Below are 26,427 nucleotides of genomic sequence, written 5' to 3' on the forward strand. Positions count from 1 at the left end.
AGGATGGATCGATTACACACCAATAGTATGTTGTAACTAAAATGAGGTTTTTTTTGAAAATTACAGCCCATCAAGTCCGCGAATGGGCTTAATGGTTGACCATGAACGGCAGGATGGACAGTGCCAGTAAAGCGTATACGCCGTAAAACCGCACTTCTGGCAGCGGTAGCGCGGTTTACTGCGTACCTGCTCTCCGACCATATCGCGCAGAACCATCAGGCTCTCTTTGGCACGCCCTTCTTCTGCTTCGTGGAGATGATAATCCATCAGCTTGTGGAACACGCGCATCGTAGGATGACGTTGCAGTTGACGAGTGATATAGACCTGAGCGGTATCAGCCCCCTCACGCGCCTCAAGAATATCCGCCAGCATCAGTTCGGCGGCGGCACCAGTATTTTCCTCGACGGCCCGACGTAAAAACTCCGCCCACTCATCGTTTTTCCCCAGATGCTGGTAGCAGCTTTGCAGCATTTCCAGCGTTTCGCTGACCAGCTCTTTGTCCTGGGAAATGACCCGTTGCAGGCTTTCAACCGCCTTCGCGTAATCACCTTTTTCCATGTACACGCGACCCATCATGATGGATACCCGTGCACTGTTTTTGTCTGCCGCGGCGCCTTTTTTCAACAGCGTCATGGCGCGATCCATATCGTCGCTACCCATTTGCTGTAAGGCCAGTTCGCAGTAGAAGTGGGCTATCTCATTACGCTGTTTGTCTTTGCCGAGTTTTACCAGACGCTCTGCGACATCAATGGCTTTTTGCCATTCGCTGGTGGCCTGATAAATTTGCAACAGTTGCTGTAATGCACCAACCCGAAAATCAGTTTCATCGGTAAGCTGATTGAACATGTCTTCCGCGCGGTCGTACAGTCCTGCGGCCATGTAGTCGCGCCCCAGCTGTTGCACGGCCAGCAAACGCTGCTCGTAGGTCAGCGAGGCACTTTCCATTAACGTTTGATGGATGCGGATTGCGCGATCGACTTCACCGCGAGAGCGGAACAGGTTTCCGAGGGTGAGATGAGCCTCAACGGTGCCTGTGTCCTCTTTTAGCATATCAAGGAACAGATCCACCGCTTTATCTTGTTGGTTGCTCAGGAGGAAGTTAACCCCGGCGACATAGTCACGAGAAAGGCGGTTAGCTTCATCCTGCTTGGTTTGTTGCGCACTTCTGCGACCCATATACCACCCATAGGCAGCAGCTACAGGTAAAAGCAGAAACAACAACTCCAACATAAATAATTATTCCTTCACAACCGACGAATCGGCAGATACCGCAACGTCGGTCGCAGGCGCAAGCTGGTTTTCCAGTCGTTTGATTTTACGTTCAGCGCGCGCAAGAGACACACGAACCTTCAGCCAGAAAAGGCCGCAAATTAGCCAACCAATCGCAAACCCTGCGGCAAACAATACAGCAAGCAGCGTAGAGATACGATACTCACCCTGAGCCAGCAGGTAATTAAACGTAACCTGTTGATCGTTTTGCGCACCCAATGTCACCGAAATAACAAAAATCGCCAACACCAGTAAGAAAATGAGTAAATATTTCACATTACTTCCCGTTATGTGGTTTGAGCGAATAAATCGTGTCCAACTTACCGCGTTGAGCCCTTTAAATTACCATTTTCACAACGAGTGCGAAACGGAAAAGCGCTTTCCACTTTCTGATTTGAGGGCAAAATTTGAAAAATCAATCATCGCTAGCTTTCTTGTTCTCGCTGCGCGATTTCTTTTTTCTCCAGCACTGGTGGGGTTAATGGTCCACATACCCGCTGTGCAACCCAGGTTGCCAGCGTCACCAGCAGCCACGAAATCAGCGTTGCCACCACCAAATCACGGGGCCAGTGCATGCCTAACAGCAAGCGGCTGCCCATCACGCCGGTCGCCCAAATCAGCAAAAACACAATCGTCAGCGTTCGTCTGCGCGGCCATAACAGCCCTACGCCCAGTAAAGCCCAACTGGCGGCAAACATCGTATGTCCGGACGGAAAGGCAAAACCCGTTTCTTTTTGCCAGTGCTTGCGTAAAAACGTTGGAATATCCTGCTGTTCGGCCAATTGTTCTTTGACTAAATGCCCACGATCTTTACGTTTTAAAGTGTAGAACTCATCAACCGGAATATGGTGCGTTTTTTCCAGCCACACGACAAAAGGTCGCGGTTCTTGCACCCTGTCTTTTACCCAGGACTTCACGCCCTGTCCCACTAAAATCGCCGCTGCCAGAATAGCAAACAACATTATCGCGGCTTTAAGACGAAAACGCAGGCACCACAGAAACCATGCACAAAGCGCAACGTGAGTGATAATTCCCCACGGCTGCGTCACCGTTTCCGTTACCCAGTACAAGGACTTTAACCACCAGACATTGTGCCCCGGCTGCCAGCTCCAGCCTGATACCCATACGGCAACCGGCATGATAAGTAGCAGTCCGGTCCCCACTGCGGTGCGCTTTGCAATAGACAGCATTGCCTCTCCTTTCGTCGATAAGTATCACAATCATAACTGAAAAATTCACACGTCGGGAAAATTGACAATTTTGTGCCATTCCAAAAGCGAATCCGTGGTCGCGATTAGGTGAACGTCGTTGCCTTATGGCAAAATAGTGTAATACAGAACAGAAGCCGACAGGCGAAGGCACGACGAGTGCCAGCATAATCTGGAGAATTACATGCAGCTTAAACGTGTGGCAGAAGCCAAACTGCCAACCCCCTGGGGTGATTTCCTGATGGTGGGATTTGAAGAACTGGCAACCGGACACGATCATGTCGCACTGGTTTTTGGTGATATCACAGGCCAAACACCTGTCCTGGCGCGCGTCCACTCCGAATGTCTGACTGGCGATGCGCTGTTTAGCCTGCGTTGCGATTGCGGTTTCCAGCTCGAAGCGGCCCTCACCCACATTGCAGAAGAAGGGCGTGGTATTCTGCTTTATCACCGTCAGGAAGGACGCAACATTGGCCTGCTCAACAAAATCCGCGCTTACGCGTTGCAGGACCAGGGTTATGATACCGTTGAAGCGAATCATCAGTTGGGATTTGCGGCAGACGAGCGCGATTTCACGCTGTGTGCCGATATGTTCAAGCTGCTGGGCGTGGATGCGGTACGTTTGCTGACCAATAACCCGAAGAAAGTAGAAATCCTGACCGAAGCGGGAATCAATATTGTTGAACGCGTGCCGCTGATCGTGGGCCGTAATCCAAAAAATGAACATTATCTGGACACCAAAGCCGCCAAGATGGGACATTTGCTGGGCAAATAATCGTTGTCACCGCCTATCAAAAAGCCTGCTCTCGCAGGCTTTTTTGCATTTTAATTCAACATATTACGAATCACGTAGTGCAGAATGCCGTCGTTTTGGTAATACGTTAGCTCCGTCGCGGTATCAATGCGACAGCGGCATAGAATCACCTCTTTACGCCCATCTGCGCGTACCATACTCACCGGAACTGTCGCCCCCGGTTTAATGTTTTGTAGGTCCGTAATATCGATCGCCTCCTCACCGGTTAATCCCAGCGTTTTACGCGTGACGCCCTGCGGGAATTCCAGCGGTAAAATGCCCATGCCAATCAGGTTAGAACGGTGAATTCGCTCAAAAGACTCTGCGATAACCACGCGAACGCCCAGCAAACGTGGGCCTTTCGCCGCCCAGTCACGGCTGGAGCCGGAACCATACTCTTTCCCGGCAATCACCGCCAGAGGCACGTTCTCCTGCTGGTATTGCATGGCCGCATCATAAATAGCCACCACTTCGGTTCCCGGCAAATGACGCGTCATGCCACCTTCCACGCCAGGTACCATCTCATTGCGAATACGAATATTGGCAAAGGTACCACGCATCATCACTTCATGATTCCCGCGTCGCGAACCGTAGGAGTTAAAATCTTTACGCTCAACGCCATGGCTTTGCAGATAACGCCCCGCCGGACTGTCTGGTTTAATACTGCCGGCAGGAGAAATATGGTCGGTGGTAACAGAATCTCCGAGCATCGCCAGAATACGCGCACCGTGAATGTCCTGAACCGGATCCGGCGTAGCCTGCATACCATCGAAGAACGGTGACAAACGGATATAGGTCGAGTCAGACTGCCAGCCATAGGTATCAGCGCGATCAACCTGGATTGCTTTCCATTCTGGCGTGCCTTCAAAGACTTCAGCATACTCTTTATGGAACATGGCGGTAGAGACCTGCTCAACGGCGCGGGCAATTTCCTTGGCTGTCGGCCAAATATCTTTCAGATAAACAGGATCGCCTTTTCTGTCATGGCCTAACGGATCTTTCGTCAGGTTGATATTCATATTCCCCGCCAGCGCGTAGGCTACCACCAGCGGCGGAGACGCCAGCCAGTTGGTCTTCACGAGCGGATGGATACGACCTTCAAAGTTACGGTTTCCAGAAAGCACTGCCCCAACCGTAAGATCGCCTTTTTTGATGGCTGTTTCGATAGGATCGGGTAAGGGTCCAGAGTTGCCAATACAGGTGGTACAGCCATAACCCACAAGATTAAATCCTAGCTCATCAAGGTACGGAGTGAACCCAGCCTTTGCCAGATAATCGGAAACCACCTTCGATCCTGGCGCCAACGAGGCTTTCACCCATGGCTGACGTTTCAAACCAAGCGTGACGGCTTTTTTCGCCAGCAGCCCCGCCGCCATCAATACGCTTGGGTTTGAGGTGTTGGTACAAGAGGTGATAGCGGCTATCACCACCGCGCCGTCCGGCAGCTTATACTGCTGACCGCTCATGGTATAGTCCACTGGCTGACGGTCTTTCAGCGAGCTATTCACCTCGAGTTCATTACTCGCCGAAAAGGCTTTCGGCACATCAGCCAGCGCCACCCGATCCTGCGGACGCTTCGGTCCAGCAAGGCTTGCCTCTACGCTGCCCATATCCAGCTCCAACGAACTGGTAAACACAGGTTCATCCCCTGGGTTACGCCACATTCCCTGCGCTTTGGCATAGGCATTGACCAACTCAACCTGTTCCTCACTGCGCCCGCTCAGACGCATATACTCAAGGGTAATGTCATCGATCGGGAAGAAACCGCAGGTTGCACCGTATTCCGGTGCCATGTTCGCAATGGTTGCTCGATCGGCCAGAGGTAAGGTGTCCAGCCCATCACCGTAGAATTCAACGAATTTACCGACTACACCGTGCTTACGCAGCATCTGGGTGACGGTCAGAACCAGGTCGGTGGCAGTGATACCTTCCCGCAGTTTACCCACCAGTTTAAAGCCCACAACATCCGGGATCAGCATTGAGACCGGTTGACCCAGCATTGCCGCTTCAGCTTCAATGCCTCCAACGCCCCAGCCCAGCACACCGAGACCATTAATCATCGTGGTATGGGAATCGGTACCGACCAGTGTATCGGGATAAGCCACCCACTCACCGTCCTGTAACTCGCTCCAGACAGCTTTGCCAAGATATTCAAGGTTAACCTGGTGGCAAATCCCCGTACCCGGCGGTACAACGCTGAAGCGACTAAATGCCTGCTGTCCCCATTTCAGGAACACATAACGTTCATGGTTACGTTCCATTTCCAGGCGCACGTTTTCTTCGAAAGCATCATCATCACCGAAACGATCCACCGTTACCGAGTGGTCAATGACAAGATCCACTGGCGAAAGCGGGTTCACTTTTGCCGTATCCCCACCCAGACGTTTCACCGCTTCGCGCATGGCGGCGAGATCGACCACCGCCGGTACGCCGGTAAAATCCTGCATCAGAACACGAGCAGGTCGATAGGCAATTTCTCGATCGGCATGGGCGGTCTTCAGCCAATGCGCAAGCGCATGAATATCATCTTCGGTAACGGAATTACCGTCCTGCCAGCGAAGCAGGTTTTCCAGCAAAACTTTTAGCGATTTCGGTAAACGGGTGATATCACCCAGTGATTTAGCGGCCAGCGGCAGACTGTAGTAACGGTAGGTTTTATCTTTAACCTGCAATGTGTCCTTACTGGCTTCTCGTAGGGTCGACGACATAGCTCCTCCTTAATGACAGGGTTGGATCCCCTGGTTTTCCTCAGGGTTAGTATTAAAGATAACACAAACAAAATGTAACGCTTTGATAACAACTCAAATTGATAAAAGTGAAGAGCTACAAAGGGGGAACTGAAGTATCTGGCGAGGAGAAAGGTTTAAGCGGTCAAGGTTAATACGGTGATAAGCATGGCTTATCACGATTGCCCGGAATAAAATATTTGCAGTACAAGACAACGGACTAATAATAATTATAAAATTCGTATCAATTATTGTTTCTGTTCATCATCATCCGCAAACAGATCGATAAACGCCCGTTGTTCAGGAGAGAGTTTCCAGGTCGCTGGAATATTCGGCTTATTCTCTGCGCTGCGTTGACTCTCTTGTTCATGATCATCCGGAGATGGCATCACGGTGGAGCGTTGTTCCAGTGTGGACATGACCTACCCCCACACATTCCAGGCCACGAGCGCGACAATAATCCAGAACACGGCAGAGCCAAGAAACACAGCGAACCAGGCTTTACGTTTCATGACGGGATCCCGGCGTGCTGGCTGGTTTCCTGAAGGCATCACTAACCTCATACTATCGAAATCACTTATCATTTAAGCACCAAACAATCGGTACAATTAATCATCAGATAGGAGGAATCCTAATAAAAAAGGTCAAAAAAAGCCAGATAATTTTCATACTCGACCTGATAAATAAATTAATTATTTGATCGGTTATAAATATTTGAGAGGGATTTTTGGCGACCTTACTAATTTGAAACTACTTTAGCAAGTGTTTACCATAAACAATATATGGTTAATATATAGAGGAAAAATATTGAATAGATTCAGACTCTGCCGTCGGTATCGCTTTATGTTTGAGGATACCGACGAGGTAACAGCCGTTATTATTTCTCAGGCAATTTAATATCTTTAAACATAGCTTCAATATCGTCGTTGGAACGTAGCGCCACCGCAGTATCCACCACATCACGCGTCAGATGCGGCGCGAAACGTTGAATAAAATCATACATGTAACTGCGTAAAAAAGTGCTGCGACGAAAACCAATCTTGGTGGTGCTATGGCTGAAGATATCATGGGCATCAACGCGCACCAGGTCAGGGTCGGAGACAGGATCAACCGCCATACTGGCAATTACCCCCACGCCGAGGCCCAGGCGTACATAGGTCTTAATGACATCGGCATCGGTCGCGGTAAAAACTATACGCGGCTCAAGCCCCGCACGGTTGAACGCGGTGTCCAGTTCCGAACGTCCGGTAAATCCAAACGTGTAGGTCACCAGCGGGTACTGCGCCAGTTCTTCAATGGATACGGCGGATTTGCCCGCCAACGGATGGTCCGGCGTAACGACAATCGAACGGTTCCAGTGGTAGCAAGGCAGCATCACCAGATCGTCATACAGGTGCAGGGCTTCCGTCGCGATAGCAAAATCTGCATTCCCTTTCGAGACGGCTTCGGCGATTTGCGTCGGCGACCCCTGGTGCATATGCAATGAGACGCGAGGATAACGCTCAATAAAGCCTTTAATGACGTTCGGCAAAGCGTAACGCGCCTGAGTGTGCGTGGTGGCGATATACAGTGAGCCTTTGTCCGGCCAGGTATGTTCGCCAGCAACGGACTTAATGGCGTCCACCTTCGACAAAACTTCTCGCGCGATTCGAATGACTTCCTGCCCCGCTGGCGTAACCTGGGTCAGGTGCTTACCGCTACGGGCAAAAATCTGGATGCCAAGTTCATCTTCCAGCATACGAACTTGCTTACTGATACCTGGCTGCGAGGTATAAAGCCCTTCCGCCGTTGAGGAGACATTAAGGTTGTGGTTCACCACCTCAACAATGTAGCGAAGCTGCTGTAATTTCATGTTAAGCCATCCCGATTTGCGCCATCAAATCATCGTTTCAGAGCAGGCTCGTTGGCGCTGCTAATACGATTTAATAATAAAAAGTGTGTTAACTATAACCACTATATCATTTCTATGTGAGCTGTATAGGGATGACAAAAAATAATACGCCAGAAACAAAAAGGGCCGCTTACGCGACCCTTTGAGGAGAAATTCAGCCGGAATGCTGTTATTTCTTCCCTTCTACCCATTTACCGTCAACGAAGAACGCGGACCAGCCGGTCGCCTTACCGTCTTTCTCCGCAGCAACGTATTGCTGCTTGGTTTTACGGCTGAAACGAACCATCGACTTGTTGCCGTCTGGGTCAGTCTGCGGCGCATCTGCCAAATAGCGCAGTTTTTCCGGCAGACGATCGCGGAAGCGGTACAACTCTTCAACCAGCGGCGCACGTGTCTCACGAGATTTCGGGAACGTATTTGCCGCCAGGAAGATACCTGCAGCACCATCACGTAACACGAAATACGCATCAGATTTTTCACACGGCAGTTCCGGCAACGGAACCGGATCCTCTTTCGGTGGAGCAACTTCACCGTTACGCAGGATCTTACGGGTATTTTTGCACTCGTCGTTGGTACACGCCATGTACTTGCCGAAACGTCCCATTTTCAGGTGCATTTCAGAGCCACATTTCTCGCACTCAACGATAGGACCGTCATAACCCTTGATGCGGAATTCGCCTTCCTCGATCTCATAGCCATCACAGGTAGGGTTATTACCGCATACATGCAGCTTGCGCTTAGGATCGATAAGGTAGCTGTCCATCGCCGTGCCGCACTTCTGGCAGCGACGTTTGGCGCGCAAAGCGTTGGTTTCCGCATCGTCGCCTTCCAGCACGTTCAGCACTTCGTTTTCCGGCACCAGGTTAATGGTGGTTTTGCAACGCTCTTTCGGGGAAAGCGCATAGCCAGAACAACCCAGGAAAACGCCAGTGCTGGCGGTACGAATACCCATCTTGCGTCCGCAGGTTGGGCAATCAATGCTGGTCAGCACCATCTGGTTCGGACGCATACCGCCCTCTTCAGGATCTTTCTCGGCTTTATCCAGTTGCTGAGTAAAATCAGTGAAGAAGTTGTCGAGTACGCCCTTCCATTCGGCTTCGTGATTTGCCACCTGGTCGAGGCTGTCTTCCATCTGCGCGGTAAAGTCGTAGTTCATCAGTTCGCGGAAGTTTTCTTCCAGACGATCGGTGACGATTTCACCCATTTTTTCAGCGTAGAAGCGACGGTTCTCAACGCGAACATAACCGCGATCCTGAATCGTAGAAATGATCGATGCATACGTGGATGGGCGACCAATCCCACGTTTTTCAAGCTCTTTAACCAGCGAAGCTTCACTGAAGCGCGCAGGCGGTTTGGTAAAGTGTTGCGCAGGTGTCAGTTCGATGAGCGTCAACGTATCGCCTTTATCCACCGCTGGTAAAATGCGGTCTTCATCGCCCTTACGCAGCGCAGGCATCACTTTCGTCCAGCCATCGAAGCGCAGAATACGACCACGCGCCTTCAGACGGAAATCACCCGCTCCCACCGTCAGCGTGGTGGAATCATATTTAGCAGGCGTCATCTGACAGGCAACAAACTGGCGCCAGATCAGCTGATACAGTTTTTGCGCATCGGCTTCCATATCTTTCAGCGATTCCGCCTGAACGGCGACATCGGAAGGACGGATAGCTTCGTGCGCTTCCTGCGAGTTCTCTTTGCTGGCGTATTGGTTCGCGCTCTCCGGCAGATACTTTTTGCCGAAATTATCGCTGATGTAATCGCGAACCATGTTCACCGCATCCTGGCTCAGGTTGGTTGAGTCAGTACGCATATAAGTGATGTAGCCCGCTTCATACAAGCGCTGCGCCATCATCATGGTTTTCTTCACGCCGAAGCCCAGACGCGTGCTGGCGGCCTGCTGTAGGGTGGAGGTGATGAACGGCGCACCCGGCTTGCTGCTGGTCGGCTTATCTTCACGTTCCAGAACGCTGTAGCGCGCTTTTTCCAACAGGCTAACGGCGGCAAGCGTTTGTTCCCGGTTGACCGGACGGAACGGTTTATCATTCTGATGCGTCACCTCAAGCGGTAACGCGTCGCCGCCTGGCGTCGTCGTGTTAGCATCAATTTCCCAGAACTCTTCAGGAACGAATGCTTTGATTTCGCGTTCACGCTCAACCACCAGACGCACGGCAACCGACTGTACGCGGCCTGCTGACAGGCCTCGCGCAATTTTTTTCCACAGCAGCGGCGACACCATATAGCCCACAACACGGTCCATAAAGCGGCGCGCCTGTTGCGCATTGACGCGGTCGATGTTCAGTTCGCCCGGTTTTTCAAACGCCTGACGAATAGCGTTTTTGGTAATTTCGTTAAACACCACGCGACTGTAGCGGGTGTCGTCGCCGCCGATCACTTCCCGCAGGTGCCACGCAATGGCTTCCCCTTCGCGGTCAAGGTCGGTTGCGAGATAGATGTGGTCGGCTTTTTCAGCCAGTTGCTTCAGTTCAGAAACAACTTTTTCTTTACCGGGCAGCACTTCATAGCGCGCATCCCAGTTGTGCCACGGGTCAACACCCATACGATTGACGAGAGCGCCACGTTCATCCTTTTTGGGCTTTTTAGCCGTTTTGGTGGAGGTTGAGTCGGCGCTCTTTTTAGTTGCTGAGCCACTGGTCGGCAAATCACGGATATGACCGACGCTGGATTTCACCACGTAGTCATTACCCAGATACTTGTTGATCGTTTTGGCTTTTGCCGGGGACTCAACGATGACAAGAGCTTTACCCATATTCACCTTTACCTAATTTGATTCTTCCAGAATGCGTCGCACGTTGATTCACCTTCCACTGGCGACGAGACATCGATATGGTCTCTGCGTCGGCGGATATCAACCCTTAAACTGATTCGCGCTTGTAATGTAACTCTCATGTAACTGAGTTAACAGGCTTTTTCGCTCACAAACGCTATAGCACGACGGAGTATTGGTCGAATGTCAAGCAAATCTGTTGCCAGATTGACGAAAGCGTCACACTGTACCTGATAAAATGCGTTACGCAACTTTATTAGCATGCAAAAACAAATCTCGCCACTTGCAACACTGACGTAAGACCTTCATTTAAGTCAGGGAATATTTGCCCATAAGCCGGGCTCGGCGTAGACTAATGTCCTTGTTTAAGGAGTAAATAATGCATAAAGACACTCAACCCATCGATCGCGAAACACTGCTGATTGAAGCCAACAAAATCATTCGTGAGCATGAGGACACGCTGGCGGGGATTGTCGCCACCGGCGTAACGCAGCGAAATGGCGTGCTGGTTTTCAGCGGAGATTACTTTTTAGACGAGCAAGGGCTACCGACGCCCAAAAGTACGGCGGTGTTTAATATGTTTAAACATCTGGCGCACGTACTTTCTGAAAAGTATCACTTGATCGATTAACACGAGAAATGATTTGCCGGATGACGGCTGCGCCTCATCCGGCAATTACAATTTTACATCAGCGGTTTTTGCCCCCGCTGCCACCAGCGCATCAGTAAACGATCGGCGCTCTCGGCGGCACTGCCGGTAAAACGGTCCATCAGTTTTTTACGCTGCAGATAACGTACGTTCAATACGTCACGACCGTCCATCAGTCCGAGGATCACCTCATCACTGGTATTGATCTCATCCACCAGCCCGTTTGCCAGCGCCTGTTGACCAAACCAGTGTTCACCCGTGGCAACCTGTTCAATGTCCAGAGCCGGACGCATGCGCTGTACAAAATCTTTAAACAGATGATGGGTTTCGTTCAGGTCTTCGCGGAATTTCTGCCGCCCTTCTTCCGTGTTTTCACCAAGTAAGGTCAGCGTACGCTTATACTGTCCGGCTGTGTGCAGTTCGATATCAATATCTTTCCCTTTCAGGAAGCGGTGAAAGTTCGGGATCTGTGCCACAACGCCAATAGAGCCGACAATAGCAAACGGCGCCGAGACAATTTTATCCGCCACGCAAGCCATCATATATCCGCCGCTCGCAGCGACTTTATCTACCGTAACGGTCAGCGGGATCTGCTTATCGCGCAGACGTTGTAACTGGGACGCGGCCAGGCCATAGCCGTGTACTACGCCGCCCGGACTTTCCAGACGAACCACGACCTGATCCTGGGGTTTAACGACCGCCAGCACTGCCGTCACCTCTTCGCGTAATGCGCTGACCTCATGGGCATCCATACTGCCTTTAAAATCAAGTACCCATACCCGTGGTTTATCAGATGACGTACTGTCTCCCAGTTTCGCTTTTGCCTTAGCGGCCTTCGCCTCAAGCTTGTGTTTCTTTTTCTGCGCCTTATGCCAGAATTTTTGCTGATGCCCATCCAATAAGGCCAGCGACAGGTCTTCTTTCATCTCTTTATATTGATCGCTGAGATTAATGACCCGCAATTCCCCACGCTGACGTTTGCGTTGTGTCGCGTTTACGATCAGCATAACTACCACCGCAATAGCCACCACGACAGTGACAATTTTTGCCAAAAACAACCCATATTCAGACAACAATTCCACGTGACCCACCTTGGTTAAACAACGCTACTTTCGCTCAGTGTACAACAGCCTTGTTAACCCGTCTTGCTTCATCCATTCAGTAAAAAGCATGACAACGCGTTCATTTTGCGGTGTTATTGCCTTTGGCTGATTGAAAAAGAACAGGGTTTAAGGCATAAAGCCCAAAAGTTATCGCGAACGAGATGGCCAGGACGTCGCCGAGGAGTAGCCGTGCATTATCAACCGAAACAAGATCTTCTACAGGACCGCATTATTCTGGTCACCGGTGCCAGCGATGGTATCGGGCGTGAAGCCGCACAGACCTACGCGCGTTACGGCGCGACCGTGATTCTGTTAGGGCGTAACGAAGAAAAGTTGCGTCAAGTTGCCCGCTCCATCGCCGAAGAAAAAGGTACGCAACCACACTGGTTCACGCTGGATCTGCTCACCTGTACGTCTGACGAATGCCACCAGCTCGCACAGCGCATTGCCGCGCATTTCCCGCGTCTGGATGGCGTATTGCATAATGCCGGATTGCTCGGTGACATTTGCCCGATGAGCGAGCAAAACCCGCAGGTATGGCAGGACGTGATGCAGGTAAACGTAAACGCCACCTTTATGCTGACTCAGGCATTGCTGTCGTTGTTGCTCAAATCCGATGCCGGATCGCTGGTCTTTACCTCCTCCAGCGTCGGTCGCCAGGGGCGCGCCAACTGGGGGGCATACGCCACCTCCAAATTTGCTACCGAAGGAATGATGCAGGTTCTGGCTGATGAATATCAGCACCGCCACCTGCGCGTAAACTGTATCAATCCTGGTGGAACGCGTACCGGCATGCGAGCCAGCGCGTTCCCGACGGAAGATCCGCAAAAATTGAAAACCCCCGCCGATATTATGCCGCTGTACCTGTGGCTGATGGGCGATGACAGCCGCCGTAAAACCGGTATGACTTTCGATGCCCAGCCGGGCCGTAAACCAGGAATCGCCCAATGAGTGAAGAACGCTATCAGCAGCGCCAGCAGCGCGTAAAAGACCGGGTTGACGCCCGTGTTGCCGCCGCCAGAGACGAGCGCGGGATTATTATTGTGTTCACCGGAAATGGTAAGGGTAAAACCACCGCCGCGTTCGGTACCGCCACGCGCGCAGTAGGCCACGGTAAAAAAGTCGGCGTAGTGCAATTTATTAAGGGGACGTGGCCAAACGGTGAACGAAACTTACTCGAACCCCACGGCGTTGAGTTTCAGGTCATGGCGACAGGATTTACCTGGGAAACGCAGAACCGCGAGTCCGACACCGCAGCCTGCATGGCCGTATGGGAACACGGCAAGCGGATGCTGGCCGACGCTGAGCTGGATATGGTGATACTGGACGAGCTGACCTATATGGTTGCATACGACTATCTGCCGCTCGACGAGGTCATCAATGCCCTAAACGCGCGCCCTGCCCATCAAACGGTCATTATCACCGGTCGTGGATGTCATCGCGATATTCTGGAGTTAGCGGATACGGTCAGCGAACTGCGGCCGGTTAAGCACGCCTTTGAAGCGGGTGTGAAAGCCCAGATGGGGATCGATTACTGATAGTAGGCCGGATAAGGCGCTTACGCCGCATCCGGCTCCACGCTCGCGCCTGATGGCGCGTTGCTTATCAGGCCTACTCATGATTAACCGTTGTTGCTGCGACCGCCAGGACGACGGCTGCCGCCAACCTGAGAGTGGCGCTTCACCGCACGGCGGATCTGGTTTGCCTTCATACGGCGACGATCTTTCTCGACGGCAACTTTAGAGGTGGTTTCCGGCTTCAGTTCCACCAGTTCACGCAAATAGTTGGTCTGCGCGAGGTCAAGTTCCGTCCAGCCGCCACGCGGCAGGCCCTTCGGCAGTGGGATATCACCGTAACGTACACGGATAAGACGACTTACCTGCACGCCCACGGCTTCCCACAGGCGACGGACTTCACGGTTACGCCCTTCGGTCAACGTGACGTTATACCACTGGTTGATCCCTTCACCGCCGCTGAACTTGATCGTTTTAAATGCGGCCGGACCATCTTCCAGCTGCACGCCACGACTCAGATCGCGCAGTTTTGCGTCATCAACCTGACCAAACACACGCACCGCATATTCACGTTCAACTTCGCGGCTTGGGTGCATCAGACGGTTCGCCAGTTCGCCATCGGTGGTAAACAGCAGTAAACCACAGGTATTCACGTCCAGACGTCCCACGGCAATCCAGCGCGCATCGCGCAGTTTTGGCAGACGATCAAACACGGTCGGACGACCTTCCGGGTCGTTACGGGTACACAGTTCACCTTCTGGCTTGTAATAAGCCAGAACACGGCAGATTTGCTCCGCAGATTCTTTCACCGAAATCAGATGACCGTCGATACGGATTTTCAGACCCGGCGTAACTTCAACGCGATCGCCGAGCGTGGCAATTTTGCCATCAACGCTCACGCGACCCGCGGCAATTATGGATTCAATTTCACGGCGAGAACCGTGGCCAGCGCGCGCCAGCACTTTTTGTAACTTTTCGCTCATAGAGCTTCCTTTAGATGTCGCCTTCACAGGCGTCGAACAGGAGAATCAACGGCGCCAGTCAGCGCCATTTTAAGGCCGCGTAGTATAGCGGTTCGCGCCCTTATAAGAAAGGTTTAACGTCGCCAACGCCTTCGCGCAATACCACCGGGGAATCATCGGTTAAATCGATAACCGTGGTTGGCTGCTGGCCGAGATATCCACCGTGGATAATCAAATCCACCACTTTCTCCAGACGATCTTTGATTTCTTCCGGATCTGACTCGGTAAATTCGCTGCCCGGCAGCATCAGTGATGTAGAGAGCATAGGCTCGCCCAGCGCTTCCAGCAGCGCCAGCGCAATCGGATTCGAGGGTACACGCAAACCAATGGTCTTACGTTTTTCCTGCAACAGTCGACGTGGTACTTCTTTCGTCCCCTTCAGGATGAACGTGTAGTTGCCCGGCGTGTTGTTTTTAATTAAACGGAAGGCCACGTTGTCGACAAACGAATAGGTCGACAGTTCGGACAGGTCACGACACATCAGCGTAAAGTTGTGCCCGTCCGGCAGGTGACGGATGCGACAAATGCGCTCCATTGCGCCTTTATCTTCAATTTTGCAACCCAACGCATAGCCGGAATCAGTTGGATAGACGATCACCCCTCCTTTACGCACGATTTCAACGGCCTGATTGATCAGTCGCTGCTGTGGGTTTTCGGGATGAATATAAAAAAACTGGCTCATACTTTCCTCTCTGTGGTCTCGGGCTGTTCCCAAAGTTGCCAGACGCCTTCTACGCCTGCGGGCAACCAGAGTTTACGACCCAGCTCAATCCATGGGCAGGGTAGATGAAAATCAGACCCTTGCGATGCCCACAGTTGATGCTGACGCGCAAGCGTCGCCAGATGGGTGCGTTCATTGGGAGACTGCTGGCACTGTGCCACTTCCATCGCGTCGCCGTGATGTTCAGCAAAATGCGCAACCAGTCTTTTCAGCCACTTAGCGCTAAGATCGTACCGCCCAGGATGAGCCAGAACTGCCTTACCGCCAGAATGATGAATGACATCAATAGCTTGTTCTATTGTACACCACTGTGGCGGAACGTAACCGGTTTTCCCACGAGCAAGATATTTTTTAAAGACATCCGCCATGGTTTTGGCTTTTCCGCATTCCACCAGGAAACGCGCGAAATGCCCCCGAGTGATCGCCCCGCCATCAGCCAGGCGTAATGCCCCTTCCCACCCGCCGGGAATATGCGCTTTGTCGAGTCGTTCAGCAATCAGGCGCGCGCGCTGCTGACGACGTTCCGTTTGCTGCGCCAGAAATTCGCACATCATTGGATGGGCGATATCAATGTTCAGACCCACGATATGGATCTCATGGTTTTCCCAGACTGTTGATATCTCGACGCCAGGGATCAAATTTAACGCTAAACCCGCACGTGAAATTTCTTCTCTTGCCGCCGCAATACCCGCCGTGGTGTCATGATCGGTGATCGCCAGTGTACCGACTCGCATCTCTACCGCACGGTGTACTAAGGCTTCTGGCGTTAATCGCCCATCGGAGGCTGTAGTATGACTGTGCAGGTCATAAATCACTGCGTAATTCGTGTCGCTCAATGCGGCTCCCGTTTCACTAAATGTCTTAACCCGCCCATCATAGCGGTTTAGACAAATATACTGAAATCAGGTGTTGACTTTATTCCACCGAACTAGTTAACTAGTACGCAAGTTCACATGAAGAAGGTATCTGAGATGAAAGCAACATTTGTTCTGCACGGTTGGTGGCGCACTTCCTGATTTCGGGCAGTGTCTTACGTCTGCAATATGCAACCAGATACCCGGCCCGCCAAATGAGCGGGCTTTTTTTTGAACAAAATTAATGAGAATAACGATGCAAACACAAAAACCGACACTTGAACTGCTTGCCTGCGATGCCGCCTACCGTGAAAATCCGACGGCGCTGTTTCATCAGGTGTGTGGCGCACGTCCGGCAACGCTGCTGCTGGAATCTGCCGATATCGACAGCAAAGACGATCTGAAGAGCTTGCTGCTGGTCGACAGCGCATTACGCATTACCGCCATCGGTGACACTGTCACCATTCAGGCATTATCCGCCAACGGCGCATCGCTGCTGCCGCTGCTGGATGCTGCCCTGCCAGCGGGTGTTGAGAACAAACAACAGCCGAATGGTCGCCATCTGCGATTCCCTGCCGTTAGCCCGCTGCTGGATGAAGACGCCCGCTTATGTTCCCTGTCCGTATTTGATGCCTTCCGTTTATTGCAGGAGCTGGTTCATGTTCCTGCGCAAGAGCGTGAAGCGATGTTCTTCGGCGGTCTGTTTTCCTACGACCTGGTTGCCGGTTTTGAAGATTTACCTCAGCTTGAAGCGGGCAACCGTTGCCCTGACTACTGCTTCTATCTGGCAGAAACGCTCATGGTCATCGACCATCAGAAGAAAAGCACCCGCATTCAGGCCAGCATATTTACCCCCAGCGATGCAGAAAAACAGCGTCTTAATGCCCGTCTGGCGCAACTGAGCCAGCAGCTTACCGAACCTACGCCGCCGCTGCCCGTCACTGAAGTTCCGCACATGCGCTGCGAATGCAATCAGAGCGATGAAGAGTTTGCCGCCGTGGTTCGTGGTATGCAAAAAGCCATTCGCGCTGGCGAAATTTTCCAGGTGGTTCCATCCCGTCGTTTCTCGCTGCCCTGCCCGTCACCGCTGGCGGCCTACTATGTGCTGAAGAAAAGTAACCCTAGCCCGTACATGTTTTTTATGCAGGACAACGATTTCACACTGTTCGGCGCCTCTCCGGAAAGCTCGCTGAAATACGATGCCACCAGCCGGCAGATTGAAATCTATCCGATTGCCGGGACCCGCCCACGCGGTCGTCGTGCGGACGGTTCACTGGACCGCGATCTCGACAGCCGTATTGAGCTGGAGATGCGTACCGATCATAAAGAGCTTTCCGAGCACCTGATGCTGGTAGACCTGGCGCGTAACGACCTGGCGCGCATCTGTACGCCCGGCAGCCGCTACGTTGCTGATCTCACCAAAGTGGATCGTTATTCCTTCGTTATGCACCTGGTTTCCCGCGTAGTCGGCGAGCTGCGTAGCGATCTGGATGTGCTGCATGCTTACCGCGCCTGTATGAACATGGGTACGCTAAGCGGAGCGCCGAAAGTTCGCGCCATGCAACTTATCGCCGAGGCCGAAGGCCGTCGTCGCGGCAGCTATGGCGGTGCAGTAGGTTACTTCACGGCCCATGGCGATCTGGATACCTGTATTGTGATTCGTTCCGCCCTCGTGGAAGACGGTATTGCCACCGTACAGGCTGGCGCCGGAATTGTTCTGGATTCCGTTGGGCAGTCAGAAGCCGATGAAACACGTAATAAAGCGCGTGCGGTTCTGCGTGCTATCGCCACCGCACACCACGCACAGGAGACCTTCTAATGGCTGATATTCTGCTGCTCGATAATATCGACTCTTTTACCTATAACCTGGCAGATCAGCTGCGTACAAACGGTCATAACGTGGTGATTTACCGCAACCATATTCCGGCCCAGACATTAATAGACCGCTTAGCGACCATGAAAAATCCGGTGCTGATGCTCTCTCCAGGTCCAGGTGCGCCAAGCGAAGCGGGCTGCATGCCGGAGCTGTTAACCCGCCTGCGCGGCAAGCTGCCAATCATCGGCATTTGTCTGGGGCATCAGGCCATTGTTGAGGCCTATGGTGGATACGTGGGACAGGCGGGGGAAATCCTGCACGGCAAAGCGTCCAGCATTGAACACGATGGTCAGGCAATGTTCGCCGGTCTGGCAAATCCGCTGCCGGTGGCGCGCTATCACTCGCTGGTTGGCAGCAACGTTCCGGCCGGATTGACCATCAACGCCCACTTTAACGGCATGGTGATGGCGGTACGTCACGATACCGATCGTGTATGTGGCTTCCAGTTCCATCCAGAATCCATTCTCACCACCCAGGGCGCACGTCTGCTGGAGCAAACGCTGGCCTGGGCGCAACAGAAACTCGAACAGACCAATACCCTGCAACCTATTCTGGAGAAACTGTATCAGGCACAGACGCTGTCTCAGCAGGAAAGCCACCAGCTGTTCTCCGCCGTGGTACGCGGTGAACTGAAGCCGGAACAACTGGCTGCGGCGCTGGTGAGCATGAAAATTCGCGGCGAGCACCCGAATGAAATTGCCGGTGCGGCAACCGCGTTGCTGGAAAACGCCGCCCCGTTCCCGCGACCTGATTATCTGTTTGCCGATATTGTCGGTACCGGCGGGGACGGCAGCAACAGTATCAATATTTCCACCGCCAGCGCCTTTGTGGCGGCCGCTTGCGGACTGAAAGTCGCCAAACACGGCAACCGCAGCGTCTCCAGCAAGTCGGGCTCTTCGGATCTGTTAGCGGCTTTTGGCATCAATCTGGATATGAACGCCGATAAATCCCGTCAGGCACTTGACGACCTCGGTGTGTGTTTCTTGTTTGCGCCGAAATACCACACCGGTTTTCGCCATGCTATGCCGGTACGCCAACAGTTGAAAACCCGTACGCTGTTTAACGTCCTCGGCCCGTTGATTAACCCGGCACATCCGCCGCTGGCGCTGATCGGCGTTTACAGTCCGGAACTGGTGCTGCCGATTGCCGAAACGCTGCGCGTGTTGGGGTATCAGCGGGCAGCCGTGGTGCACAGCGGTGGCATGGATGAAGTTTCCCTGCATGCACCGACCATTGTGGCAGAGTTGCATGATGGCGAAATCAAGAGCTATCAACTGACGGCGGAAGACTTTGGCCTGACGCCTTACCACCAGGAACAGCTGGCTGGCGGCACGCCGGAAGAAAACCGTGACATTCTTAGTCGCTTGTTACAAGGTAAAGGTGAAGCCGCTCATGAAGCTGCTGTTGCCGCGAATGTCGCCATGTTAATGCGCCTGCACGGTGAAGAAGATTTAAAAGCCAATGCGCAAACCGTGATTAATGTACTGCGCAGCGGCGCGGCCTATGACCGTGTCACTGCACTGGCAGCAAGAGGGTAAATGATGCAAACCGTTTTAGCGAAAATTGTCGCAGACAAGGCGATTTGGGTAGAAGCCCGCAAACAGCAACAACCGCTGGCCAGCTTTCAGAATGATGTTCAACCCAGCTCTCGTGATTTCTACGATGCGCTGCAAGGTGCACGCACCGCCTTTATTCTGGAGTGCAAAAAAGCGTCTCCGTCAAAAGGCGTGATCCGTGATGACTTCGACCCGGCACAGATTGCGGGCGTATATAAACAATATGCTTCCGCGATTTCCGTACTGACCGATGAGAAATATTTCCAGGGGAGCTTTGATTTCCTGCCCATCGTCAGCCGCATCGCACCGCAACCGATTCTGTGTAAGGACTTTATTATCGATCCTTACCAGATTTACCTGGCGCGCTTCTATCAGGCGGACGCCTGTCTGCTGATGCTGTCGGTACTTGATGATGAGCAATATCGTCAACTCGCCGCCGTCGCCCACAGTTTGAAAATGGGCGTACTGACCGAGGTCAGTAACGATGAAGAGCTGGAGCGTGCTATCGCACTGGGTGCCAAAGTGGTCGGTATCAACAACCGTGATTTACGCGACCTGTCGATTGATCTGAATCGCACCCGCCAACTTGCGCCGCGACTGGGTCATGGCGTAACCGTCATCAGCGAGTCCGGTATCAATACCTATGGTCAAGTGCGAGAACTCAGCCACTTCGCCAACGGTTTTCTGATTGGCTCTGCGTTGATGTCGCATGATGATCTGCATGGTGCCGTGCGTCGCGTTCTGCTCGGCGAAAATAAAGTCTGCGGTTTAACCCGGGCTCAGGATGCAAACGCGGCATACGAAGCGGGTGCCATATACGGCGGGTTGATTTTTGTGTCCACATCGCCACGCGCGGTCAGCATTGAACACGCGCGCGAGGTCATGACCGGCGCACCGCTGCAATATGTCGGGGTATTTCGCAACGCAGAGATCACCGACGTGCGTGAAACAGCGGTGGCTCTGGGGCTAACAGCCGTGCAATTGCATGGTAGCGAAGACCAGGCCTATGTTGACGCCCTGCGCGACGCGCTACCCGAACAGGTGCAAATCTGGAAGGCTTTAAGCGTCAGCGAAACGTTGCCAGCTCGTGATTATCAGCACGTCGATAAATACGTATTCGACAATGGTCAGGGCGGCAGCGGTCAACGCTTCGACTGGTCACTTTTAGGCGGACAATCGCTGGATAACGTTTTACTGGCTGGCGGACTCGGCGCTGATAACTGCGTTGACGCGGCAAAAACCGGCTGTGCCGGTCTCGATTTCAATTCTGGCGTAGAGTCACAGCCGGGCATCAAGGATGCACGTCTTTTGGCTTCGGTCTTTCAGACGCTGCGCGCATATTAAGGAAAAGGACATGACAACATTACTCAATCCGTATTTTGGTGAATTTGGCGGTATGTATGTGCCACAGATTCTGATGCCTGCCCTGCGCCAGCTGGAAGAAGCTTTTGTCAGCGCGCAAAAGGATCCTGAATTTCAGGCGCAGTTTACAGACCTGCTGAAAAACTATGCTGGTCGTCCAACTGCCCTGACCAAATGCCAGAACATTACTCAAGGCACCAACACTACGCTGTATCTCAAACGTGAAGATTTGCTGCACGGCGGCGCGCACAAAACCAACCAGGTGCTGGGCCAGGCATTACTGGCGAAACGTATGGGGAAAACGGAGATCATCGCCGAAACCGGCGCGGGCCAGCACGGTGTTGCATCAGCTCTCGCCAGCGCACTGCTGGGGCTGAAATGCCGTATTTATATGGGTGCAAAAGACGTTGAACGCCAGTCGCCAAACGTTTTCCGTATGCGTCTGATGGGGGCTGAAGTTATCCCGGTTCACAGCGGTTCTGCAACGCTGAAAGATGCCTGTAACGAAGCGCTGCGCGACTGGTCTGGCAGCTACGATACCGCGCACTATATGCTCGGTACGGCGGCGGGTCCACATCCCTTCCCGACCATTGTTCGTGAATTTCAGCGCATGATCGGCGAGGAAACTAAAGCGCAGATCCTTGAAAAAGAAGGTCGCCTGCCGGACGCGGTTATCGCCTGCGTGGGCGGCGGTTCTAACGCCATCGGTATGTTCGCGGACTTTATTAATGAAACCAGCGTCGGTCTGATTGGCGTCGAGCCTGGCGGCCATGGGATTGAATCAGGGGAACATGGCGCACCGTTGAAGCATGGTCGTGTCGGGATTTACTTCGGCATGAAGTCCCCGATGATGCAGACCGAAGAAGGACAGATTGAAGAGTCTTACTCTATTTCCGCGGGGCTGGATTTCCCGTCTGTCGGGCCGCAGCATGCGTATCTGAACAGCATTGGTCGCGCCGATTATGTTTCGATCACCGACGACGAAGCGCTCGAGGCCTTCAAAACGCTGTGTCTGCACGAGGGGATTATTCCGGCGCTGGAGTCCTCCCATGCCCTGGCTCACGCATTGAAAATGATGCGTGAAAACCCGGAAAAAGAGCAGTTACTGGTGGTTAATCTCTCCGGTCGCGGCGACAAAGACATTTTCACCGTACACGATATTCTGAAAGCGCGAGGGGAAATCTGATGGAACGTTACGAAAACCTGTTTGCACAGCTGAAGGACCGCAAAGAAGGTGCTTTTGTCCCCTTCGTAACCCTGGGCGATCCGTCTGTTGAGCAGTCACTGAAAATCATTGATACGCTGATTGAAGCCGGTGCTGATGCCCTTGAGCTCGGTATTCCGTTCTCCGATCCGCTGGCTGATGGTCCAACCATTCAGGAAGCTACCCTGCGTGCGTTTGCCACCGGCGTCACGCCGTCGCAATGCTTTGAAATGCTGGCGCTGATTCGCCAGAAGCACCCTACGATTCCCATTGGCTTGCTGATGTATGCCAACCTGGTGTTTAGCAAGGGCATTGACGAGTTTTACGCCCAGTGTGAAAAAGTGGGCGTGGATTCCGTGTTAGTGGCCGATGTTCCCGTTGAGGAGTCCGCACCATTCAGAGCTGCGGCGCTCCGCCACAACATTGCGCCAATTTTTATCTGCCCACCGAACGCTGATGAAGAACTGCTGCGCCAGATAGCCTCTCATGGCCGCGGCTATACCTATTTGCTTTCGCGTGCGGGCGTGACCGGTGCAGAAAATCGAGCGGCGTTACCGCTGCATCACCTGGTCGAAAAGTTGAAAGCATATGATGCTCCGCCTTCTTTACAGGGGTTTGGTATCTCTGCACCTGAACAGGTAACCGGCGCGATTGACGCTGGCGCTGCTGGCGCTATTTCCGGCTCGGCAATTGTGAAAATTATTGAGAAAAATGTTGCGGCACCGGAACAGATGCTGGCTGAGCTGAAAGCTTTTGTCAGCGCGATGAAAGCCGCCACCCGGCAGTAAGCTAAAACAACCGCCAGAGACTTCTGGCGGTTTTACGCTTCTTTCGTGTGCTTCATTTTATACATGGCGCTATCTGCATTCTGAATAGCCACATCCAGTTCACCGTTCACCTCTGCAATCCCCCACGATACTGACAATGGCACGGTATGACCGTCCACTACAAATACATGGCTGGTCACCTGCCCGCTGATACGTTGAGCAATTGCGATGGCATCAGTTGCCTGCGAGCGAAACAGCAGGATCATAAATTCATCCCCGCCGGTACGAATCACAATATCGTGACTGGTGCGGGTGTTTGATAACATCCTGTTGGCGATAATTTGCAGCGCACGATCGCCTGCCGCGTGACCCCAGGTATCATTGACGGCCTTGAACTTATTGCAGTCCAGTAGCACCACCGAACAGTGTGATAAATCTCGGCGCTTGATGATGTCGAGTATTCGGCGATTAAAGCAACCAGTCAGGGTGTCTATATACACCTTCAGGTCGCTTTCGTTCAGCCATGATTTTAGCGAGAAACTAATCATGATGAAAAAGAACGGCGCCAGCAGGATCACGATCCCGGCATGGGTATCGCGCGTCATAAAACGGCCTAATGAAAGCGAATAGTGCAGCGCATATTTCTCCGAAAAATTGCGCACTAAAAAACGGGATTGACCTGTACATTTACCGGATAAACAGAGACTTTCATTGTTGGTCAAATTTACCAATTCCACATTCAGCTCTGGTGGGAGCTGGTAGTCAAATGCTTGAGCCAACGCTTCCTGCAATTCGGGCTTTGAATGGTCATAAACCAGATAGGCCACGATTTGGTCTGATATCTCTTTGCCAGACAGATCGTAGATATAGCTCACCACGCTGTAAGCTTTTTCACCGGTAATTTTATCGGTATAGAAGTTCGTTGAACTAAGGGCTTTGTTTTTGACGTTTTTTTGCAACAGTCGGGTATAGAAATCGACCGGCGGATAGAAAAAGTTGGTGAGATCCCGCGCCATTTCAGAATTTGAGAAACTGAAGTTGCGCGAATCGGAAGCCATAAACCAGTAAAAATAATCTGAATTTTTGGCGATAATATAACGATGAGCATCGAAGCTGCCCGGATTTAGCTCGTTAACCATACCGCGAATAAACTCCGCCGCCGTATACATACACAGCGCGTTGTGGCTGGCTTGCTGGGCAATAATTGTCCCCGTTACCGAATGCAGACGCTTTGGGTCGGCGTTAATTCCCCATTCAATCTCATTGCGGGGAACAAATTGTGAAATATCGCCACATTGCTCACCCGATTTAATATGGTGATAGCGCTCACCAATCGCATCGGCGATCAGCTCATTATCGTTAAAAATGTCCATCATGCGCGCTTGCATGCGGTTAACACCGTCACTGACTGCAGCCATCCGCTGCTCATAAATTATAAACAGAAACAACGACGTAAATATCAACGTAATGAGCCCTGATACCAGCAGTGCCTGCCTGTTTCTGAGCTTGTCCTGCACAATCTTCACGAGTTCACCCTGATAGTTAACATATTGCCAAACCGGTTACCCGTTTATGTCGTTGCATAACTGCGCTGTATGTTGATTGAGAATGTTAACCGTCCCTAAGCTGATGCCTTAGAAGCCCGCCGTTGTGTGCGTTACAGACTTATACAATAAAAGCACATTTTTGTTAACATAAATGCAAACTAATCATCACCCTCAATCGGATACCCCGCCCGACGAATGGCCTCACGACAATCGCTCACGCCTGCAGCGTAGCCCGCTTCGATCTCACAAACAGGACTGGCGCTGCAATAAGGTAGTTTAACCGGAGTCGCAATGCGTTTCTCCAGCACTTCAATTTTATCCATAAAATTCAATAAATCACGCGCGGCACTCACGGCGAACTCTGCCGTTTCATCTCCGGTGAAAGGTTCCAAAAGTGTGATTTTTTGTTGTAGCAGGTGGCGAGTCAACATCATCGTCAATACCCTCAAAGCCAGTTTGCTTAAAGAGTAGCATTACATCGACGGGGAGAAAGGCAGGAAGAAATAAACTGGTAATAAAAAAGCTGACCGTGGAACGATCAGCTTTTCCGTATTTTAATCACGGACTTAGAAGCGATAACCCGCGGAGAACATAAACACCCACGGATCGAGGCGGACGCTGTCATGCTGTTGCGCGCCAGCCAGTTTGTAGCTCGCGGTGGTGTCGATATCCATGTACCAGACCGACATGTTAATCAGCCAGTCGCGGTTAATCAGATAGTCCATACCCACTTGCCCTGCTGCGCCCCAGGAGTCTTTCAGGCTCAGGTCAGATAAACCGGTTTCTTTGCCGTTATTGTTAAAGCCTTCGTCAAAGAAGGTGGTGTAGTTCACACCGACACCAACGTACGGACGCAGTTTGCTGCTGGAATCGCCGAAATACCACTGTGCCATTAAGGTTGGTGGTAAATGGTGAACGGTCGCAATATCACCTGTTGTGGCAGTGCCAATTTTATGGCGGAACGGCGTGGCTGCCAGTAATTCAACACCGATATTGTCGGTTGCCATGTAGGTAAATGTCAGACCCAACTGCGTGTTATTGCTGACATCAAAGCCACCCAGGCTTCCCAGCGTACCACCCGCGCCTTCCGTCGGTCTGACGGTGGCAGAACCTGCACGAATAAAGAATTCTCCGGCCTCATGCGCAAATACGTTACCAGAGAGAAGAGTTGTTAAAGCCACTGCTGCAACTGTTAATTTTTTCATGTCCGCTCCATCGTTATGGTTATAAAAGCGGAACGAATATACCCACATTGGAGTAATAAGTGATCTAACCTGGATCACATTGACTTTGATAATTTAACATTTATTGATCCAGATTAAGTTAGAACTTGCATTCAAAATCCTGGTTAACCTAATTCAGATCAATTTTGATATATTTTCGCCACGCAAGTACCTGACCTCCGTTGCAGAATAGCGATGGTTATTTGTTCGTGATGCGCAGAGAACAACCAACGTTCTTGCATGACGCTGAAGTCATAGTCAAAAATTACCGGGGCTTTACAAAGATATGCTTTTCCATACACCGCGCGATGCTGCCACTGTAGAGTTATCCAGGGTACAATTGCCCACAAATGAACA

The 26,427-nt window shown here is 52.0% G+C and carries 25 protein-coding genes, 1 pseudogene and 1 other annotated feature; of the genes and pseudogenes, 11 read left to right on the forward strand and 15 right to left on the reverse strand.

All coding sequences use genetic code 11. From position 1 onward, the window contains the following. Positions 1-60: 60 nt before the first annotated feature. The 3 genes from lapB to pgpB all read right to left on the reverse strand — a co-directional run bounded on the left by lapB (position 61) and on the right by pgpB (position 2,459). Positions 61-1,230, reverse strand: a complete 1,170-nt coding sequence (gene lapB / locus WC7_RS13165; RefSeq protein ID WP_016153245.1) for a lipopolysaccharide assembly protein LapB — start codon at positions 1,228-1,230, stop codon at positions 61-63. Between the two features lie 6 nt (positions 1,231-1,236). Continuing rightward, complete coding sequence (locus tag WC7_RS13160) at positions 1,237-1,545, reverse strand: LapA family protein (protein WP_006684318.1); 309 nt, start codon at positions 1,543-1,545, stop codon at positions 1,237-1,239. A gap of 149 nt (positions 1,546-1,694) precedes the next feature. Beyond that, positions 1,695-2,459, reverse strand: a complete 765-nt coding sequence (gene pgpB, locus WC7_RS13155) for a phosphatidylglycerophosphatase B (RefSeq protein ID WP_016153246.1) — start codon at positions 2,457-2,459, stop codon at positions 1,695-1,697. 202 nt (positions 2,460-2,661) lie between these two features. Between pgpB and ribA the strand changes: the two genes are divergently transcribed. After that, a complete protein-coding gene (gene ribA, locus WC7_RS13150; RefSeq protein ID WP_016153247.1) occupies positions 2,662-3,252 on the forward strand; it encodes a GTP cyclohydrolase II in 591 nt (196 codons plus the stop codon). 50 nt (positions 3,253-3,302) lie between these two features. On the opposite strand, the gene acnA is transcribed toward ribA, so the two are convergent. The 5 genes from acnA to topA all read right to left on the reverse strand — a co-directional run bounded on the left by acnA (position 3,303) and on the right by topA (position 10,654). Beyond that, entirely contained in the window at positions 3,303-5,978 is a 2,676-nt protein-coding gene (acnA, locus tag WC7_RS13145; protein WP_016153248.1) for an aconitate hydratase AcnA, read from the reverse strand. A 266-nt stretch (positions 5,979-6,244) separates the two neighbouring features. Then, entirely contained in the window at positions 6,245-6,415 is a 171-nt protein-coding gene (locus WC7_RS26970) for a hypothetical protein (protein ID WP_016153249.1), read from the reverse strand. A 3-nt stretch (positions 6,416-6,418) separates the two neighbouring features. After that, a complete protein-coding gene (locus tag WC7_RS25530; protein WP_016153250.1) occupies positions 6,419-6,547 on the reverse strand; it encodes a YmiA family putative membrane protein in 129 nt (42 codons plus the stop codon). Between the two features lie 326 nt (positions 6,548-6,873). Then, entirely contained in the window at positions 6,874-7,848 is a 975-nt protein-coding gene (gene cysB / locus WC7_RS13140; protein WP_016153251.1) for an HTH-type transcriptional regulator CysB, read from the reverse strand. Between the two features lie 208 nt (positions 7,849-8,056). Continuing rightward, a complete protein-coding gene (topA, locus tag WC7_RS13135; protein ID WP_016153252.1) occupies positions 8,057-10,654 on the reverse strand; it encodes a type I DNA topoisomerase in 2,598 nt (865 codons plus the stop codon). Between the two features lie 397 nt (positions 10,655-11,051). Between topA and WC7_RS13130 the strand changes: the two genes are divergently transcribed. Then, positions 11,052-11,303 carry a YciN family protein gene (locus tag WC7_RS13130; RefSeq protein WP_003020616.1) on the forward strand — a complete coding sequence of 84 codons (252 nt, stop codon included), beginning with the start codon at positions 11,052-11,054 and terminating at the stop codon, positions 11,301-11,303. Positions 11,304-11,356: 53 nt separating this feature from the next. Here WC7_RS13130 and sohB read toward each other — a convergent pair whose 3' ends face one another. Next, a complete protein-coding gene (gene sohB, locus WC7_RS13125) occupies positions 11,357-12,403 on the reverse strand; it encodes a protease SohB (RefSeq protein ID WP_016153253.1) in 1,047 nt (348 codons plus the stop codon). 210 nt (positions 12,404-12,613) lie between these two features. On the opposite strand from sohB, the gene WC7_RS13120 reads away from it, so the two are divergent. Both WC7_RS13120 and cobO read left to right on the forward strand, forming a co-directional pair. Continuing rightward, the gene (locus WC7_RS13120) at positions 12,614-13,375 is read left to right on the forward strand and encodes a YciK family oxidoreductase (protein ID WP_016153254.1); all 762 of its coding nucleotides are present in this window, start codon (positions 12,614-12,616) and stop codon (positions 13,373-13,375) included. Continuing rightward, positions 13,372-13,962 carry a cob(I)yrinic acid a,c-diamide adenosyltransferase gene (gene cobO, locus WC7_RS13115; protein ID WP_016153255.1) on the forward strand — a complete coding sequence of 197 codons (591 nt, stop codon included), beginning with the start codon at positions 13,372-13,374 and terminating at the stop codon, positions 13,960-13,962. Before WC7_RS13120 ends, cobO begins: the two co-directional genes overlap by 4 nt. 83 nt (positions 13,963-14,045) lie before the next feature. Here cobO and rluB read toward each other — a convergent pair whose 3' ends face one another. From rluB to rnm, 3 genes are all read right to left on the reverse strand, one after another. Further along, the gene (gene rluB / locus WC7_RS13110) at positions 14,046-14,921 is read right to left on the reverse strand and encodes a 23S rRNA pseudouridine(2605) synthase RluB (RefSeq protein ID WP_006684306.1); all 876 of its coding nucleotides are present in this window, start codon (positions 14,919-14,921) and stop codon (positions 14,046-14,048) included. Between the two features lie 100 nt (positions 14,922-15,021). Beyond that, complete coding sequence (locus WC7_RS13105) at positions 15,022-15,642, reverse strand: L-threonylcarbamoyladenylate synthase (RefSeq protein ID WP_016153256.1); 621 nt, start codon at positions 15,640-15,642, stop codon at positions 15,022-15,024. After that, complete coding sequence (rnm, locus tag WC7_RS13100; protein WP_016153257.1) at positions 15,639-16,517, reverse strand: RNase RNM; 879 nt, start codon at positions 16,515-16,517, stop codon at positions 15,639-15,641. The genes WC7_RS13105 and rnm overlap by 4 nt, the downstream gene beginning before the upstream one ends. A 135-nt stretch (positions 16,518-16,652) precedes the next feature. Here rnm and trpL point away from each other — a divergent pair, with 135 nt between their 5' ends. The 6 genes from trpL to trpA all read left to right on the forward strand — a co-directional run bounded on the left by trpL (position 16,653) and on the right by trpA (position 23,321). Next, positions 16,653-16,697 carry a trp operon leader peptide gene (gene trpL, locus WC7_RS25535; protein WP_012905981.1) on the forward strand — a complete coding sequence of 15 codons (45 nt, stop codon included), beginning with the start codon at positions 16,653-16,655 and terminating at the stop codon, positions 16,695-16,697. Then, positions 16,674-16,768: a sequence feature (Trp leader region), on the forward strand. Its footprint overlaps the gene before it by 24 nt. Before the next feature lie 23 nt (positions 16,769-16,791). Next, on the forward strand, positions 16,792-18,354 hold the full coding sequence (locus WC7_RS13095) for an anthranilate synthase component 1 (RefSeq protein ID WP_016153258.1): 1,563 nt from the start codon (positions 16,792-16,794) through the stop codon (positions 18,352-18,354). Next, positions 18,354-19,949, forward strand: a complete 1,596-nt coding sequence (gene trpD, locus WC7_RS13090) for a bifunctional anthranilate synthase glutamate amidotransferase component TrpG/anthranilate phosphoribosyltransferase TrpD (protein ID WP_003020639.1) — start codon at positions 18,354-18,356, stop codon at positions 19,947-19,949. Before WC7_RS13095 ends, trpD begins: the two co-directional genes overlap by 1 nt. A gap of 3 nt (positions 19,950-19,952) precedes the next feature. After that, entirely contained in the window at positions 19,953-21,311 is a 1,359-nt protein-coding gene (gene trpCF / locus WC7_RS13085) for a bifunctional indole-3-glycerol-phosphate synthase TrpC/phosphoribosylanthranilate isomerase TrpF (RefSeq protein ID WP_016153259.1), read from the forward strand. Between the two features lie 10 nt (positions 21,312-21,321). Continuing rightward, entirely contained in the window at positions 21,322-22,515 is a 1,194-nt protein-coding gene (gene trpB, locus WC7_RS13080; protein ID WP_003020645.1) for a tryptophan synthase subunit beta, read from the forward strand. Further along, complete coding sequence (gene trpA, locus WC7_RS13075; protein WP_016153260.1) at positions 22,515-23,321, forward strand: tryptophan synthase subunit alpha; 807 nt, start codon at positions 22,515-22,517, stop codon at positions 23,319-23,321. Before trpB ends, trpA begins: the two co-directional genes overlap by 1 nt. A gap of 32 nt (positions 23,322-23,353) precedes the next feature. Here trpA and WC7_RS13070 read toward each other — a convergent pair whose 3' ends face one another. The 3 genes from WC7_RS13070 to ompW all read right to left on the reverse strand — a co-directional run bounded on the left by WC7_RS13070 (position 23,354) and on the right by ompW (position 26,052). Then, positions 23,354-24,826, reverse strand: coding sequence for a GGDEF domain-containing protein (locus WC7_RS13070; protein ID WP_016153261.1), 1,473 nt, complete (start codon positions 24,824-24,826; stop codon positions 23,354-23,356). A 179-nt stretch (positions 24,827-25,005) separates the two neighbouring features. Beyond that, a complete protein-coding gene (locus WC7_RS13065) occupies positions 25,006-25,281 on the reverse strand; it encodes a hypothetical protein (protein ID WP_016153262.1) in 276 nt (91 codons plus the stop codon). Positions 25,282-25,413: 132 nt separating this feature from the next. Then, positions 25,414-26,052, reverse strand: coding sequence for an outer membrane protein OmpW (ompW, locus tag WC7_RS13060; protein ID WP_016153263.1), 639 nt, complete (start codon positions 26,050-26,052; stop codon positions 25,414-25,416). Between the two features lie 283 nt (positions 26,053-26,335). Between ompW and WC7_RS27125 the strand changes: the two are divergent. Then, positions 26,336-26,422 (forward strand): annotated as a pseudogene (locus tag WC7_RS27125) (YkgJ family cysteine cluster protein); the annotation flags it as partial. Positions 26,423-26,427 lie beyond the last annotated feature (5 nt).

This window comes from Citrobacter sp. KTE151 (assembly GCF_000398845.1).
GTDB lineage: Bacteria > Pseudomonadota > Gammaproteobacteria > Enterobacterales > Enterobacteriaceae > Citrobacter > Citrobacter braakii.

What these genes read in the sequence shown, in the direction of transcription:
- lapB (WP_016153245.1), bottom strand. Translation starts at nt 1,230, where the DNA reads ATGTTGGAGTTGTTGTTTCTGCTTTTACCTGTAGCTGCTGCCTATGGG.
- pgpB (WP_016153246.1), bottom strand. Translation starts at nt 2,459, where the DNA reads ATGCTGTCTATTGCAAAGCGCACCGCAGTGGGGACCGGACTGCTACTT.
- ribA (WP_016153247.1), top strand. Translation starts at nt 2,662, where the DNA reads ATGCAGCTTAAACGTGTGGCAGAAGCCAAACTGCCAACCCCCTGGGGT.
- acnA (WP_016153248.1), bottom strand. Translation starts at nt 5,978, where the DNA reads ATGTCGTCGACCCTACGAGAAGCCAGTAAGGACACATTGCAGGTTAAA.
- WC7_RS26970 (WP_016153249.1), bottom strand. Translation starts at nt 6,415, where the DNA reads ATGTCCACACTGGAACAACGCTCCACCGTGATGCCATCTCCGGATGAT.
- WC7_RS25530 (WP_016153250.1), bottom strand. Translation starts at nt 6,547, where the DNA reads ATGCCTTCAGGAAACCAGCCAGCACGCCGGGATCCCGTCATGAAACGT.
- cysB (WP_016153251.1), bottom strand. Translation starts at nt 7,848, where the DNA reads ATGAAATTACAGCAGCTTCGCTACATTGTTGAGGTGGTGAACCACAAC.
- topA (WP_016153252.1), bottom strand. Translation starts at nt 10,654, where the DNA reads ATGGGTAAAGCTCTTGTCATCGTTGAGTCCCCGGCAAAAGCCAAAACG.
- WC7_RS13130 (WP_003020616.1), top strand. Translation starts at nt 11,052, where the DNA reads ATGCATAAAGACACTCAACCCATCGATCGCGAAACACTGCTGATTGAA.
- cobO (WP_016153255.1), top strand. Translation starts at nt 13,372, where the DNA reads ATGAGTGAAGAACGCTATCAGCAGCGCCAGCAGCGCGTAAAAGACCGG.
- rluB (WP_006684306.1), bottom strand. Translation starts at nt 14,921, where the DNA reads ATGAGCGAAAAGTTACAAAAAGTGCTGGCGCGCGCTGGCCACGGTTCT.
- WC7_RS13105 (WP_016153256.1), bottom strand. Translation starts at nt 15,642, where the DNA reads ATGAGCCAGTTTTTTTATATTCATCCCGAAAACCCACAGCAGCGACTG.
- WC7_RS13095 (WP_016153258.1), top strand. Translation starts at nt 16,792, where the DNA reads ATGCAAACACAAAAACCGACACTTGAACTGCTTGCCTGCGATGCCGCC.
- trpD (WP_003020639.1), top strand. Translation starts at nt 18,354, where the DNA reads ATGGCTGATATTCTGCTGCTCGATAATATCGACTCTTTTACCTATAAC.
- trpCF (WP_016153259.1), top strand. Translation starts at nt 19,953, where the DNA reads ATGCAAACCGTTTTAGCGAAAATTGTCGCAGACAAGGCGATTTGGGTA.
- trpB (WP_003020645.1), top strand. Translation starts at nt 21,322, where the DNA reads ATGACAACATTACTCAATCCGTATTTTGGTGAATTTGGCGGTATGTAT.
- trpA (WP_016153260.1), top strand. Translation starts at nt 22,515, where the DNA reads ATGGAACGTTACGAAAACCTGTTTGCACAGCTGAAGGACCGCAAAGAA.
- WC7_RS13065 (WP_016153262.1), bottom strand. Translation starts at nt 25,281, where the DNA reads ATGATGTTGACTCGCCACCTGCTACAACAAAAAATCACACTTTTGGAA.
- ompW (WP_016153263.1), bottom strand. Translation starts at nt 26,052, where the DNA reads ATGAAAAAATTAACAGTTGCAGCAGTGGCTTTAACAACTCTTCTCTCT.